The sequence below is a fragment of the Alloacidobacterium dinghuense genome, assembly GCF_014274465.1.
GTDB lineage: Bacteria > Acidobacteriota > Terriglobia > Terriglobales > Acidobacteriaceae > Alloacidobacterium > Alloacidobacterium dinghuense.
This window is the reverse complement of sequence record NZ_CP060394.1, coordinates 1,696,069-1,710,678: the sequence shown is the minus strand read 5'-3', so window position 1 is coordinate 1,710,678 and position 14,610 is coordinate 1,696,069. Positions and strand designations below refer to the sequence as shown.

Genomic DNA, 14,610 nt, shown 5'->3' with positions numbered 1-14,610 from the left:
AACAGCATCTGGAACTCACTACATGTCGCACAAGAATAGTACTGCACTGAGAAATGCCGTGCCTCCTCATTAAGGAAAAGAAGACTCTGCCTGCATGCCGACAGGTGATTCCTTACTCCGTCTCCATACCACGACAAGCAACACAACGATGATTGCCTGCGACACGAACGCCATCGCCGCAATGATCCTTGGATCCGCAGTAAAGACTGGCACCGCTTTGTTCAATGCTGCCCAGGCAACCAACATCAAACCAAGCGCGCGAGCTGCAGGCACTACTGTCGCCGTCAGCAAAATCAGGAGCCACAACACAGGAAAGAGCCCGTAGGATGGAAGGAACGGACTGCGTAGCGAAGCCAGGATCAGGATCGTCAGCCATATCAATGGTTGCTCATTGCGGCTTAGCTTTCTCATCCCGATAACCACCGTGGCGGCAAGAACGATCAGTGTATAAATCGAACCGACGATCTTCATCAGCGCGAACGATCCATTGGGCAGGCCAAATAACTTCAGCTTGAAGAACAAGCCGGGGACGGATAAATTTGTTGCGATCGCGCCGGGGCGGCGGAAAACCGGGAACGCCTCACCGCTTAACAATTTCGGCAGTTGGTGAATAAACGCGTGATACGGTGCGCTGCCTGTGTCCAGCAGGGAAATTCCCACCAGTGCAGCGCACGCGCCAACCGTCCACGCAACTGCACGCCACTCACGCCGCACGACCAGATAAACAATCAACATAGCTGGGAACAACTTGCTGACAGTTGCGAATGCCAACAGAGCACCGCCAGCCGCGTATCTACCCCGCATAAAAAACACCATGGCAAGCATGGCGAGTGCAATCACGGCAGCCTGCAGATTTTCAACCTGCAGCGTGCCGATCGTGACCTCAGCGCCTAGCACCAGTGGCGAGAGCAGCAGCACGCGCGTTCCGACGACTGGATCGAAGATTCGCGTCACTGCCAGGAGTCCGATAAGCACGAGCGAACCATAGAGCGCGAACCAAAGCATGCGAAAGCTCAGAAATTGCGGCGCCACCAGCGCGAGTGTTCGAGGCAATAGTAGAAATGGCGGCGGATACTCGTAGGCATCGATGTCGAATTGTCCGATGGTGCGTGCCTTCCGCGGAGCATCTGGATTTTGCGTCGGAAGTGAATACAGCTTGTATTCGTCATAGATATTGGGCACCGTCGCTGTTGATTGAGCAGCCACGAAGTAAGCCGTCATGCACAAATGGCTGGGCGGGAGTCCCACACCGCGATGCGGGCCAAGGGCGTAGCCTACTGCTGCCGGGTTAACGATAAAGACACACAGCCGCACCAAATGGACGAGCGACGCAATCGCTGCAAGCAGAAACAGGATGGTCAATGCAGAGGACGCCGCGTTCTTGTCCAGCGAAATAACCGGGCACTTCCAGCACGCCCATGCGACGGTTGCCACGACGCCAACAGCAACAAAAATGGCAAGCCAGATCGGTGCTCCGAGCCCTTTGGCACCGGCGAAGGAAAAAACTCCGAACGCGCCGCCGAGCCACAAAGCGATCGAGACGCGCAAGAGATGAGACAAGACGAAAGGGGCGGGCTCAGATTGCACAAAAAACCTCCTCTGCTACCACTTAGGGATGAATTGCTTCCAAGCCCGAGGAGATAGCCCGGATGCTATGTCGATCAATCGATTGTGTCAACAATGGTAAACGCGTTTCGTTTCGTAATCTGCGGAGCGCATGCGTTAAACGATGCGATGTCGCTGACCTCGGGATTCTGTTCTAGTCCGCCAGCAGGTTCAAGTCGCGGCGACTGAAGAGCCATGATGCAATCGCGAACCAGACTGCTCCTGCACCTAAAGTCAAGATAGCGTCCAATCCAATGTTCGACGGGATGTTCTTGCCTGAGATGGATGTTTGAAACAAGGCCAGCAGCAGTCTGGCGGGGCCGATCATTCCCGTCTGGCCTACGAAAACCGCCAGACCGACGCAGGCCATGGAGACGATGGAGGCGACAATCTGGGGCACGAGGATCGACCAGAAGATACTCAGGGCTCCTGCCCAGACTCCCAGCACCAACTGCGCTCCTGCCATCACCACAACGCCTCGACAGGGTCTGCCGAGAAGGTTGGCCATGAAGATTCCGCTCAGGACGAATCCGCTGACGTAGAGCAGCAGCGGCAGCCAGGTTGCGATCAGCAGAGAGAGGAGATATTGAGGCCTGCTCACGGATCGCGACAGCACCATCACGATTCGCCTTGATCGTTGCTCGTTGCCGAGAAGCGTGCTCGCCGTGACGGCGACGAGCGCCAGTCCGGCGAAGCATTCCTGATGCAGCATCCAGAGCACGTCGTCGGGATCGGGCTGGCCACCAACGCAGAGGATCGCGGCCATGATGTATGGCCAGAGCATCAGCATGAGAAAGAGCCAGCGATTCTGCCAGAGCAGACGCTGCGCGACGAGCCACGCTTTGATCATGCTTCCGGCTTCCTCGAGGCATTTTCAGACGCGTCTTCAGACCAGGCAATGAAAAGCTCTTCAAGTGTACGGCGCAGTGGGGTGACGCTCTTGAGGGTTCCGCCGGCCGCCCAGATTTGCTCGATGAATTCCCGCTGCATGTGTGCGGGAATTACGAAATGCTGTCCAGCTTCCGAAGATCCGCTGTGGAATTGCTGGTACTGCAACATGGCCTCAGCATCCGCGGGTAGCCCTTGGATCACTACTTCCATGCGGCCGCTGTCTTCGAGAAAACTGGCTAGAGGTCCGTGACGCAGCAATCTGCCATGATCGAGAAAGGCGATGCGGTCGCAAACCTGCTCCACTTCTGAGAGCTGATGCGAACTGAAGAAAATACTCTTCCCTTCGCTGCGGGCTGCTTTCAGAAGCTCCCGCACTTCGAGCACCCCGGGAGGATCGAGCGCTGAAGTCGGCTCGTCGAGGATGAGCAGGTCCGGATCGTTGACCAAGGCCTGCGCCATTCCCAGCCTTTGCTGCAAGCCGCGCGAGAAACGGCGCGCGTCTTTCCCCGCGGAGGCGAGGTTGAGCTGCGAAAGGAGTTCCCTGCTTCGCTCGCGCAGTCGCGGATTGCGCGTGTTGTTCAGGCGACCGGCGAGTTCGACAGCGGCATTTGCGGATCCTGCGAAGAAAGAAGGAGAATCCGGTAGAAAGCCGATTCTCGCGCGCGTGGCTGTGTCTCCGAATGGTCTGCCGAGAATCACCCCGCCGCCTTCTGTCGGCCTTAGGAATCCGAGAGCGAGATGGATGGCTGTTGTTTTCCCTGCGCCGTTTGGACCCAGAAAGCCGAGGATTTCGCCGCGTTCGAGCGTCAAGGAGAGGCTATCGAGAGCCGCATGCGCGCCGAAATGCTTGCTTGTGCTTTGAAACTCCAGGGCTGCAGGCACAGCGGCATTGTCTCATGCGTCTTAGCCGCGACGTCACTGGTTCATGTTCCAGATGTCCGTGTTCCACTTCCACCTGCCGTCTTCCTGTTTCCAATGGACGACGTACTTGACGGCCACCTTCTGCCCGCCCTCCAGCGTGAGATCGGCGCGGCCAATCTCAATGACGCTGTCGCCCGCTGTTTCGGCATCCACAGTGGCAAGTGTGGCATCGGTCACCGCGAGAGCCGCGATCGCCTGCTCCCAGAAGTTCTTGATTTGAGCGCGGCCCTCAATGAGGTCGGTGCCGGGTGGAAGGATGCGCGCATTCGCGGTGTAGATGTTGTCGAGAACATCGATCTGTCGATTCTTTACAACCGCCGAACAGAATAGATCATTGGTCTGCTGCATAGCAGATTGCACAGTTTGGGAAACGCTCATAGATCACCTCGATGTAGTCAGGTAAAGGGGCCTTTTGACGACTACTCACGATACGACATCGCTGAACATTTCCGATGAAAATATCTCACGCTTCATGCGTGGTAGATCGAGATGTGCGAGGTGGCTCCTGATGTAAAGGGCGAGCGCTGCCAGTTGCTCCAACGTTCCTTGAGTTTGAGACCTGCGAGTCGCGCCATGAGGTCAAGCTCGCTCGGCCACGCGTAGCGAAGCTGAATGGGATAGGTCTGGATCGTTCCGTTTGCGATGACGAGATGTTGGGCCTTCAGGAGTTGCTGCAGCGGATCGTAGCGTGTTACATCCAGTCGAACTTCATCTACGTCTACTTTGGAAGCGACAACATTTTGGTTGCCAATGAAGCGGGGCGGATCAGGAACGAAGGCCTCGATGACAAAGACTCCGTCGGGCAGAAGGTGTTTGGCGACATTGGCGAAACACCGCACCTGGTCTTCCTGCGTGAGTAATGAGAAGAAGGTATTGAAGACGACATAAATCAGCCCGAACCTGCCTTCGACGGCTACTTCTGAGAAGTCTCCCATGGTTACTGGAATTGCGTTGCCGCGGGGTTTCTTGCGCAATTCGTCGATCATCTGCGTAGATGCATCGATGCCGTGGACGGCGAGGCCCTTGTCGCTGAGTGGCAGGGCAATTCGACCGGTTCCGATTCCCAACTCAAGCACGGGACCGTCTTTCGCCATCGCCGCCAGGGCTTCCACAGCAGCTTGCGTTTGCTCCAGCGAAATCTGGATAAAGTCGTCGTATATGCTGGCGATGCGGTTGCCGTAGGTAGCGTTATCGTAGGCTGGCATCGACTCGAGCTCCCCATAATGAATTTCTATTTACAGAATTACTTTTTCTGATAACGGAGACTTCCTTATACTGTCACGATAACCTGTTTAGAGAGAAAAACGAGCCAGGTCGAGCTTGCCTGTCTTATGCTGACGGGCGGAGCCACGGTGGGCTTTCACTAAACCCATCCAGAGGAGATGCATGTCCAACGAACTTCGTAGTTTCCTGTCGCTCTCATATGCAGAGCTGGAAGAAAAAAACCTGAGTGCAAAAGAACAGCGGATGAAGCGTGTCGCCCCTGACAAGATTCAGGAAGAACGCCTGAAATACCTGACCGACACCAAGGAGATCAAGGCGGTCACCGTACTGTTCAGCGACCTTGAAGGCCGCCTGCACATGCTGGACTATGACAAGAAGTTCCTGATCAAGAGCTACGACAACCTTACGTTCGATGGCTCGTCGATTCGCGGATTTACCGCACAGCGCGAGAGCGACCTTCGCCTCGGCATTGACTGGGGATCGTTTTACTGGGGACCGGCGGATATCTTTGGCCCCGGCAAGGTGCTGGTGTTTGGCGACGTCATCGACAAGAGCGGCACACCTTATGCGGCGGACATCCGCGGCATTTTGAAAGGTTTTGCCGATCAGCTTTACAGCAAACACGGATACACGATGAACGCCGCCAACGAGATCGAAGGCTTCATCTTTGCGGGAATGGACGCGGAGAGGCGCTTCCCGGACACCCGCAGGTTTGAATACGTGAACACTGGCGGCTACTATCACTCGCTGCCCGGAGACCCACTACGCTCCTTTATTGACACGACCGCCGAAGTGTTGCGCGCGATGGGCTTCCAGAACGAAAAGGACCATCCGGAAGTAGCGCCTTCGCAGTTTGAGATTAACTACGGCTACGGCGAAGTGATTGGAGCCGCGGACCAGATCCAGCTCTACAAGCTGGTCTGCCGCCAGGTGGCGACCAAGTTGGGCATGACGGCCTCGTTCCTGCCAAAGCCGGTGGTCGGCGTGAACGGAAGCGGCATGCATACGAATGTCTCCATCAGCAAGGAAGGCAAGAACCTGTTCTGGGATCCGAAGGGCGAGGAAATGCTCTCGAAGCTGGGATGGGAGTTCACGGACCGCATTCTGACGCACGGCAATGACTTCTGCCTGGTGATGAATTCTAGTGTGAATGCATACCGGCGACTCGACCCGCACTTTGAGGCTCCTAACCAGCTAAAGGCCTCGGCAACGGATCGCGGCTCGATGGTGCGCATCCCGATCGGCAACGAGAAGAGCATGCGAGTTGAGGTGCGTGCGGTGGCTCCGGACGCGAATCCGTATCTGGTGCTCTACTCCATCTTCAAGACGGGTCTCGAGGGTGACACGGCGAAGATCGAGAACCTGCGTCAGGCACAGCGCTACCTGCCGGACAACATCTACACGGCGATTGAGAACTTCCGCAACGCCACGTGGACGACGAAGCTGCTGGGCGAAGATGTGAAGGCTCGCTACGCAGACTTGAAGGAAGCGTCGGCTGATCGCTGCCCGCGCCTGCTGGGAACATTTGTGAAGGCGCAGGAAGTCCAATTCCACCACGAGGTTTATAACCAGTTCCTCTGGAACCAGTTCTAAGAGAGACTGTGTTGTTGATTGCGTCGCCCTGGCTTCGGCCGGGGCGATTTTGCTTATGAAACCACGGCCCAATTCCCGACAGATGTCACGCCCCAAGTTTGCCCGCGTCTCGGAAGAGATGCGCCGTGTCTCTGCGCTCATTGGCGATGAGATGCTGCGATGGCCCGAGGTAACAGAGCGGCCGATGTTCGGCATGCGTGCGTTTTATCGGGAAGGCGTAGTCTTTGCGCTACTGCCGGACAAGCGCACCATGGATCGTCCGAATTCGCTTGCTTACAAGCTTGCGAACGAAGATCAATCCATGCGAGAAGGCAAGAAGTGGAGACTCTTCGATGTAGAAGGCGAGGCTACGATCACGGATGCCCTGCAGGTTCTGGATCAAGCCTATCGAATGGCGAAGAAGCTCCAGAGAAAGAGGACGGCGAAGTGAGCGTGCCCCAGCCGCTCACTCTGTGCGCAGCGCCTGCATTGGATCGAGGTGGGAAGCACGCCACGCCGGCAATGCGCAAGCGGCTGCGGCAACGAGCAGAAGCATCAACGCTACCAATACAAAGACCGCCGGATCGAAGGGGCTGGTTCCGTACAGCATGGATGCGATCAGGCGAGTTACCCCAGCGCTCGCCAGCAATCCGAAAATCAGGCCAACCAGCGCGGGACGCAGCCCATCGCGCAGCATAAGACGCATGACCTCTTCGCGCTGCGCCCCAAGCGCCATGCGAATGCCGATTTCAGTCGTGCGCTGCGCGACAACGTAGGAAAGCACGCCGAAGAGGCCCACTGCCGCAAGCACCATGGACAGCATAGCGAACGCCAGCAGCAAGGCTGCGTTGAAACTTTCGTCCATTGTGTTGCGCCCGATGACCTGATCCATCGTGAGAATGTCGGACAGCGGCAAGTCACGATCCAGTTCCTGGACAATTCGCTGAATGGGCAGCGCAAGCTGGGTTACATCGTAATTGGAACGCACAACCAGTGCCGCGCCATTCATATCATCGGCGGCATAGAGGGCGTAGTACATCATGGGCCGGGGCGGTTCGGGGATTTCAAATCGCGTGTCGCCTACTATTCCGATGACCTCGTATGCGTGTTTGTCACTATCAGTCTTGAGATGCTTGCCAATAGGATCTTCGCCGGGAAAATACTGTCGCGCGAAAGCCTCGCTGATCATCACTTGGGTCGCATGGCCGGGGAGCTGGTTTTCATCAAAGGTCCGGCCGCGCAAAAGAGGAATCCCAATCGCAGCGAAGTATCCAGGGTCAGCCCACCGATGGATCGCGAACGTTCCTTTACCCAGTGGCAATGGCGGATGCTCGGCAATGGTGAATCCGTGATCGCCGCCGTACCCATCGCCGGGAACTACCGGAAAGACGAGCCCTGCAGCCCGAACGCCGGGGAGATTGCGGACCCGCGAGAGCAGCGTTTCAAAGAAATTGACGCGCTGTGTCATCTGCGTATAACGGGCTTCGGGCAGATCGAAGTACGTCGTTAAGACGTTCTGCGTAATGCAGCCAAGATTCGCGGAGCGCAGTTTCGCGTAGCTCTTCAGCAACAACCCTGCTCCGATCAGGAGCACCACCGTCAGTCCCAGTTCGAGCGAGAGCAGAACCTTGCGCAGAGATGCGCGGGAAGATCCAGCGCTGTGCGAGCGCGAGGAATCCTGGAGTACGGCAAGGACCTGGTCGCCCTTGCTGGAGGCTGCGGAGATCAATCCGGCAAACATTGCGCAAAGAACAATCACTCCGAGGGTGAAGGCAACGACAACACCATCCATGTGAATGGCTTCGGCGCGAGTCATGTCCTGACGGACATTCATGAGCCACTGCAATACCGCATACGCCAGCACGCAACCTATGAGGCCGCCAGCGGCTGACAGCAGAAAGCTCTCCATCAGATGTTCGCGCAGCAATCGCAGTCTGCTGCCGCCCAGCGCCGTTCGAACGGCAAGCTCTTTGCGGCGCGCCGCCGAGCGAGCTACAAGCAGATTGGCGACATTGAGGCATGCAATCAGCAGAACGCACCCGGTCGCAGCGAGAAGCACGTAGAGCGGCCTCTTCATGTCACCCACGATCGATTCGAGAAGCGGCCTGGCATTCGCCCCGTCGCTGACAAACGGCAGATCGCGATGCTCATCGTGAATACGGCGCGTAATCAACGAGAGATCTGTCACGGCCTGCGTCTGGGTTACTCCAGGCTTGAGACGCCCAATGACCCTGAAGTCATGATCGTCGATGGCCTGCATCAACTGAGGTTTTTCTTCGTGGTAGAGCGGTGCCCATAACTGCACTGCCTGGTTTGGCAGCGCAAACCAGGCTGGCATCACGCCGATGATCGTATACGGCTTGGCGGTGAGCAGAATGGTCTGGCCAAGAATTGCCGGGTTACCGCCGAAGCGGCGTTTCCACAATCCCCAGCTCAAAATTACGGTTGCATTCGCGGACGGCTGATCGTCCGCCGCGGAAAAATTGCGGCCGATAGCCGGCTGGATTCCGAGTGTGGGGAGGAAATCGTGGGAGAAGGTTGCCGCGCGCACATTTTCCGGAAGCTGGCCTCCGCTTCCGGAGAGGTTGTGGCCGGCATAACCTAAAATCGCCACGTCAGAAAAGCTCTTGCTTTGCTTCTTCCACTCGGCATACACGCCGCCCGCGCTCTGGTTGTAAGGGAAATCGCCGAACGCACTGTGCTCATACAAGCGGAGGAGTTGGCTTGGATCTTTGAACGGCAGCGGCTTGAGCAGGACCGAGCGAACAATGGTGAAGAGAGCGACATTCGCGCCGATGCCGAGGGCCATCACCAGCGTCGCAACGACCGCGAAACTCGGCGTCCGCAGCAGCGTGCGAGAGGCGATGCGCGCGTCACGAAAGAGCGATTCAAGCCAGCTCCAATTCCAGGTGCCGCGCGTTTCATCGCGCAACGCGGTTGGATTGCCGAAGCTGCGCATCGCAGCGTGGCGGGCTTCTTCTTCGCTCATGCCCGCCGCAACGTTTTCGGCGATCTGCTGTTCGAGGTGAAACTGGAGTTCATCGTTCAGGCGCGCGCCTTCTTTACCGCGCCGAAAAAGCATTTGGAACGACATCATGAGATTCTGAAGCCAGCGCATTGTGCTCCTCCTTGATTTACTCCGCTCGCAGTGCCTGCATGGGATCGATCCGCGAAGCCTTCCATGCGGGCATGACACAGGACAAGGCAGCAATCATCAACAGCACGAGAGAAACCGCTACAAAAACAATGGGATCCAGGGGACGCGTTCCATAGAGCAAAGACTGAATCAAGCGCGAAGCCCAGATGCTCGCCGCTACGCCGATCACGAGGCCGATCAGGGCCGGGCGAAGGCCATCGAGCAGCATGAGTTTCAACACCTCTTCGCGCCTCGCTCCCAGCGCAATGCGAACGCCAATCTCGGTGGTTCGCTGCGCTACGATGTACGACAGCACGCCGAAGAGCCCGACGGCAGAAAGCAGCAGAGACAGCACCGCGAACGCGAGCAGCAGTTTTGCATCGAAGTTCTGGCTCAGTGTGGACTGGCCCAGGATCTGGTCCATCGTGAGGATGTTGGCTACGGGAAGGTCACGATCCATTTGGGCGATGATCTTCTGAATTGGAAGGGCCACAACCATTGGATCGGATGCTGTGCGCACAGCGAGCATAGCAGAGCGCTCGGTGCCCATATAGAGCGGGTAGTAGATCGTCGCTTCTGCGGGGCTCCCGAGATCTTCCAGTACATCGCCAACTACTCCCACAATTTCGTAGCTCTTATTACCCTCTCCCAGATCCGGAGCGATATGTTTCCCGATAGCGTCTTCACCGGGAAAATATTGGCGAACCAGTGATTCGCTGATCAGGACGTAGTGAGCGCGCGCATAGCGTTCACCGGGTTGCATGAACCTTCCCTGAAGGAGCGGTATCTGCATGGCCTGGAAATAACTGGGATCAACAAAGCGCGTCGCCGCATCGAGCACCTCCCCACGCGGCAACGGCGGGTGTTCGGCAATTTTGAAGGTGTCATCACGCCTGTGGCTCTGTCCGGGCAGGACCGTCGATATGCCGACGCCGCGTACTCCCGGCAACTGCCGCACCCGTTGCTGCAACTGCTCGAAGAAAGCCACACGCTTTTCGGCGGATTCATAGCCGACCTGGGGCAGATTGATGTCCATGGTGAGCACGTTGTTCGTGGCGCATCCGAGATCGACAGCGCGTAGCTGGCGATAGCTCTTGAGGAGCAATCCCGCTCCAATCAGCAGCATCACAGTCAATCCAACTTCCAGCGCAAGCAGGAATTGGCGCAGACGCGTGCTGCCGCGTCCGCCGCTGACCGACCGCGATGCCTCGTGCAAGGTTTTCAAAAGCTGTTTATGGCTCGATGAAAGTGCCGGAATAAGTCCAGCGAAAAGACCGCACAGAAGAATCACGCCGACGGTGAACAGAAAGACCACGCCGTCCATATGAATCGCGTCGGCGCGTGGAATATCGTCACGCGTGGAGAGCAGCCACGCGAGAATCATCGATGCAAAGAAAAGACCGAGCGCTCCTCCTCCAGCGGAAAGAAGCATGCTCTCAATGACTTGTTCTCTGATCAGGCGTGCCCTGCTTCCACCCAATGCGCAGCGGATCGCCGCCTCCTTGCGTCGCGTAGCCGACCGCGCCACCAGCAGGTTCGCGATGTTCAAACATGCAATCAGTAGCAGGCATCCGGTAGCGGCAAAGACGACGTAGAGCCCGGTCTTTACGTGACGGACCTCAGCTTCAAGAAGCGGGCGGATGTTGGCAGCATCCATTACCGGACCGTCGGGGAACTGCCTCCGGATCTGGGCTTGAATCCCGCTCAAATCGACGGTGGCCTGCTGGATCGAGACTCCAGGCTTGAGGCGTGCGATCACATCGAAGTTGTGCGCGGTGTGCAACTGCATCAGTTCGGGCGATCTTTCGTGATATAGCGCCGTCCAGAGCTGCGTCTTCACGTCGGGATAGGTGAACCACGCGGGAAACACGCCGATGACCGTGTACGCTTTTCCATCCAGCAGAATGCTTTTGCCAAGAACGCCGGGATCACCGCCATAACGCCGCTTCCACAAGCCCCACGAAAGCATGACGACTGCATCCGCATCACGCCTGTCATCGCTTTCTGAAAAGCTTCGCCCAAGCGCCGGCTTCACCCCCAGCAGGGGAAGGACATTCCATGACGCGACATAAGCGTTCGCGAGTTCGGGGAGCTGGCCGCCGGTGCCGGAGAGGTTGTATTCGACATGCTTCATGATCGCCATGTCGTCGAAGCTGTGCGCCTGCGCCTTCCATGACGCGAATGTTCCTCCAGCAACGATGTTGTCCTGGAACCTGCCCTGAGAGTCTGCTTCAAAGAGCCGCACGAGACGGTCGATATCCTTAAACGGCAACGGCTTAAGCAGCACCGAGCGAACGACTGTCAGGAGCGCAACGTTGGCGCCAATCCCCAGGCCCATCACCAGAATTGCAATCACGGAAAAACCGGGCGTCCGGGCGAGCGTTCGCGCGCCGTAGCGAATTTCTCGCCAGAGTTGTTCGAGCCAATTCCACGTCCACGCATCGCGCGCCTGATCGCGGAGTGCCGTCGGATTGCCGAAGGAACGCAACGCAGCATGACGCGCTTCTTCAGCATTCATGCCTGCGGCGATGTTTTCTTCTATCTGGTGCTCCAGATGGAACTGGAGTTCGTCATCGAGGCGTGCGCCTTCCTCGCTGCGATGAAAGAGCATTCGTAACTGCATCGAGAGTTTATGCAGCCAGCGCATTTGCTGTCTCCTTCAGGCTTCCTGAACCACGATGTTGATGGCCTCGGAGAGGCGATTCCAGTTGGCGGTCTCCGATTCAAGCTGCTTGCGGCCAGCAGTCGTGAGCGAATAGAACTTGGCCTGACGCCCGGTCTCGCTTTCTGCCCACTTGGCCTTGATCCACCCCTGCTGCTCCAGCCGGTGCAGTGCGGGATAGAGCGAGCCCTGCTGCACCTGCAGCACATCGCCGGAAACCTGCTGAATGCGCTTGGCGATGGCCCAGCCGTGCTTGGCTTCGAGTGACAGCGTCTTGAGAATCAGAAGATCGAGCGTGCCCTGAACGAGATCGCTTGGTTTTCCCATACCTTGATTATCTACATATCCATATGTAGATCGTCAAGGTATGCTGAGACCACGCCAATCACTCACTATCCTGGGCTCTGATGAAAAGCGGAGCACCCCAGGCGCCAGCCGCCAGAATCGCGCCGAAAAGAATGACCGCATCAATGCTCTCTCTTCCCTGTCGCGCCCAATACACATCCTGCAGATTGAGCCACAGCGCGAATTCGTCGAGAGTGAGGGCCGCGCCGACTCCGTAGAGGATGGAAAGCAGGCGGCTGATGAAGATCGCGGTCGGTGATTTTCCTGTCCCTGCTTCGGCGAGCGTGCAGTAACCGACACCGAGCAGAAGCAAAATACCCCAGACGAGGTGATGAATGTGGCGTCCATCTACCATCACCCATCCGAATGGGCCGACGTGATGCGTGATTGACTCCACTAAAAGGCGTACGCCAACGAAGGTGATAAAGAAGCTCACAGATGCCAGAAAGAGCCTGCGCCGAGGCCTGTCTGGAATGCGCTGATGAACGATATGGCCGAGCTTTGTGAGGTGAAGAAGCAACAGCATGGATGCTGCTGCGAGAAGAGAAAAAATGAGAAGGATCCATACGCCGCTAATATGCATTGCAACCAAAGATACATTTCGCGGCGGTCAGCGTTCATCCGAAAACACAAACGCGCAGCATGGCGCTGCGCGTCGACATAAATACTGATGATTTAGCGTCCGAAGTAGGTCGCGTTCTTCTCGGTGTAGCTCGCCCATTTCTCGGGCAGATCGTCGGCGGCAAAGATGGCCGAGACCGGGCACACAGGAACGCAAGCGCCGCAATCGATGCACTCCACCGGATCGATAAAGAGCTGCTCCTGTTCGGCGTGAGGAGCCTCATCTTTCTTGGGGTGGATGCAGTCAACGGGGCACGCATCCACGCAGGCGGTGTCTTTCGTGCCAATGCAGGGTTCCGCAATTACGTATGCCATGAGAACTTCTCCGGTTGGGTGATTGAAATTTAATTGTAGCAGGTGATGACCAGCCCAGAGGGCAGGTCATCGGTGGAGAATGAAGGTATCTTTAGCGTCCGCGCTCGGCCCGCTTGGCGGCAAATTCCTGTGGGGTTGGAATCGGATCGAGATCGCGACCGGCAAACATATTCTCAAACAATGTGATCACTTCTTTGTCGATTTTTCCATTCGTGGCAAGAACTTCGCGGCTATTGAGTTTGAAGGGGCTGCCGTCAAAGCCTGTGACTGTGCCACCGGACTCAAGCACCAGAAGCGCTCCGGCCGCAGTGTCCCAGGGATTCAGGTTGAACTCCCAATAGCCATCCATCCGACCGCATGCGGTGTACGCCAGGTCGAGCGCTGCCGATCCGGCGCGGCGCACGCCATGCGAGCGCAGCGTTATCTCGTGGTAGAAGTGGATGTTCGGATTTTCATGGCGCGAGCGGCTGGGAAATCCTGTAGCCAGAAGGCTTTCGGCCAGATCATCCGTCTGCGAGGCATGCATCTGCTTCCCGTTGAGATAGGCGCCTTTGCCCTTCTCCACTACAAAAAGCTCATCGCGCATCGGGTCGTAGACGACGCCTGCGATCAGCACGCCATCCTCATTTGCGGCGATTCCTCCGGGGCGATGCTCAAGACCCAACGACACGCAGAAAACCGGAAAGCCATGAGCGAAGTTTGTCGTGCCGTCAAGCGGATCGACATACCAGCGATACTCGCGATCGAGATGGTCGCGTGTTCCCTCCTCACCGTAGATGCCATGCCCAGGAAAAATGGCATGCAGGCGCTCGACGATCAACTTTTCTGAAGTGCGGTCTGCCACCGTGACCAGATCTACATCCGTCTTATATTCCGTGGCTACTCCGCGCTCATAGAAATCGCGGATGAGCGCTCCGGCTTCGAGCGCTACGCCTGCCGCCGGAATGGCGAACTCCAGAGCAACACCAGTTGGCAGTCGGCTCACTTCTGCCCTCCTTCAGTTGCAACGTCCTGCTCGTCGGCGGATTTACGCGGATGCCGCGTGCGGGTGCCGTGGCGGCTTGTCTGCTCGGTAATGGTGCGGATCTGATGCTTATAGATAAACAGATTGGGCTTGCCTTCTCGGGTCAGGCGGATCATGCGGTCGTCAAAGTATTCAATCCAGCCGCTGACCGTTTCGCCGTCCCGCATTTTCACGGCAACCGGTACCTGCTTTTCGCTCAAGAACTTCAGATAGAGCGATTCCTGCCCTGTCTCTCCAGGGGGAGGCGCTTTCTGGCGACGACGCGATGATGGTGGGATGGCCATGCAGCTATTG

At 57.2% G+C, this 14,610-nt stretch carries 14 protein-coding genes; 2 read left to right on the top strand and 12 right to left on the bottom strand.

Annotated features, from left to right (window positions below):
• Positions 1 to 69: 69 nt before the first annotated feature.
• From H7849_RS06870 to H7849_RS06850, 5 genes are all read right to left on the bottom strand, one after another.
• On the bottom strand, positions 70 to 1,587 hold the full coding sequence (locus H7849_RS06870; protein WP_186745201.1) for a glycosyltransferase family 87 protein: 1,518 nt from the start codon (positions 1,585 to 1,587) through the stop codon (positions 70 to 72).
• Between the two features lie 172 nt (positions 1,588 to 1,759).
• The gene (locus tag H7849_RS06865) at positions 1,760 to 2,455 is read right to left on the bottom strand and encodes a hypothetical protein (RefSeq protein WP_186745199.1); all 696 of its coding nucleotides are present in this window, start codon (positions 2,453 to 2,455) and stop codon (positions 1,760 to 1,762) included.
• Positions 2,452 to 3,378 (bottom strand): ABC transporter ATP-binding protein, encoded by a 927-nt coding sequence (locus tag H7849_RS06860; RefSeq protein ID WP_186745197.1) that lies wholly within the window; start codon positions 3,376 to 3,378, stop codon positions 2,452 to 2,454. The genes H7849_RS06865 and H7849_RS06860 overlap by 4 nt, the downstream gene beginning before the upstream one ends.
• A 33-nt stretch (positions 3,379 to 3,411) precedes the next feature.
• Positions 3,412 to 3,795 carry a YybH family protein gene (locus H7849_RS06855; RefSeq protein ID WP_186745196.1) on the bottom strand — a complete coding sequence of 128 codons (384 nt, stop codon included), beginning with the start codon at positions 3,793 to 3,795 and terminating at the stop codon, positions 3,412 to 3,414.
• Between the two features lie 92 nt (positions 3,796 to 3,887).
• On the bottom strand, positions 3,888 to 4,622 hold the full coding sequence (locus tag H7849_RS06850; RefSeq protein WP_186745194.1) for a class I SAM-dependent DNA methyltransferase: 735 nt from the start codon (positions 4,620 to 4,622) through the stop codon (positions 3,888 to 3,890).
• Between the two features lie 181 nt (positions 4,623 to 4,803).
• Between H7849_RS06850 and H7849_RS06845 the strand changes: the two genes are divergently transcribed.
• Positions 4,804 to 6,234, top strand: coding sequence for a glutamine synthetase family protein (locus H7849_RS06845; protein ID WP_186745192.1), 1,431 nt, complete (start codon positions 4,804 to 4,806; stop codon positions 6,232 to 6,234).
• Positions 6,235 to 6,316: 82 nt separating this feature from the next.
• The gene (locus H7849_RS06840; RefSeq protein ID WP_186745190.1) at positions 6,317 to 6,664 is read left to right on the top strand and encodes a hypothetical protein; all 348 of its coding nucleotides are present in this window, start codon (positions 6,317 to 6,319) and stop codon (positions 6,662 to 6,664) included.
• Between the two features lie 15 nt (positions 6,665 to 6,679).
• On the opposite strand, the gene H7849_RS06835 is transcribed toward H7849_RS06840, so the two are convergent.
• The 7 genes from H7849_RS06835 to H7849_RS06805 form a co-directional block, all read right to left on the bottom strand.
• A complete protein-coding gene (locus tag H7849_RS06835) occupies positions 6,680 to 9,331 on the bottom strand; it encodes an ABC transporter permease (RefSeq protein WP_251106665.1) in 2,652 nt (883 codons plus the stop codon).
• Positions 9,332 to 9,347: 16 nt separating this feature from the next.
• On the bottom strand, positions 9,348 to 11,996 hold the full coding sequence (locus H7849_RS06830) for an ABC transporter permease (RefSeq protein ID WP_251106664.1): 2,649 nt from the start codon (positions 11,994 to 11,996) through the stop codon (positions 9,348 to 9,350).
• Between the two features lie 12 nt (positions 11,997 to 12,008).
• Positions 12,009 to 12,338, bottom strand: a complete 330-nt coding sequence (locus H7849_RS06825) for a PadR family transcriptional regulator (protein WP_186745189.1) — start codon at positions 12,336 to 12,338, stop codon at positions 12,009 to 12,011.
• 58 nt (positions 12,339 to 12,396) lie between these two features.
• Complete coding sequence (locus tag H7849_RS06820) at positions 12,397 to 12,882, bottom strand: hypothetical protein (protein ID WP_251106663.1); 486 nt, start codon at positions 12,880 to 12,882, stop codon at positions 12,397 to 12,399.
• A 149-nt stretch (positions 12,883 to 13,031) separates the two neighbouring features.
• Entirely contained in the window at positions 13,032 to 13,292 is a 261-nt protein-coding gene (locus tag H7849_RS06815) for a 4Fe-4S dicluster domain-containing protein (RefSeq protein ID WP_186745185.1), read from the bottom strand.
• Positions 13,293 to 13,383: 91 nt separating this feature from the next.
• Positions 13,384 to 14,277: an inositol monophosphatase family protein gene (locus tag H7849_RS06810; protein ID WP_251106662.1), complete on the bottom strand. Its 894-nt coding sequence runs from the start codon at positions 14,275 to 14,277 to the stop codon at positions 13,384 to 13,386.
• Entirely contained in the window at positions 14,274 to 14,600 is a 327-nt protein-coding gene (locus tag H7849_RS06805; protein ID WP_186745184.1) for an RNA chaperone Hfq, read from the bottom strand. Before H7849_RS06805 ends, H7849_RS06810 begins: the two co-directional genes overlap by 4 nt.
• Positions 14,601 to 14,610: the final 10 nt, after the last annotated feature.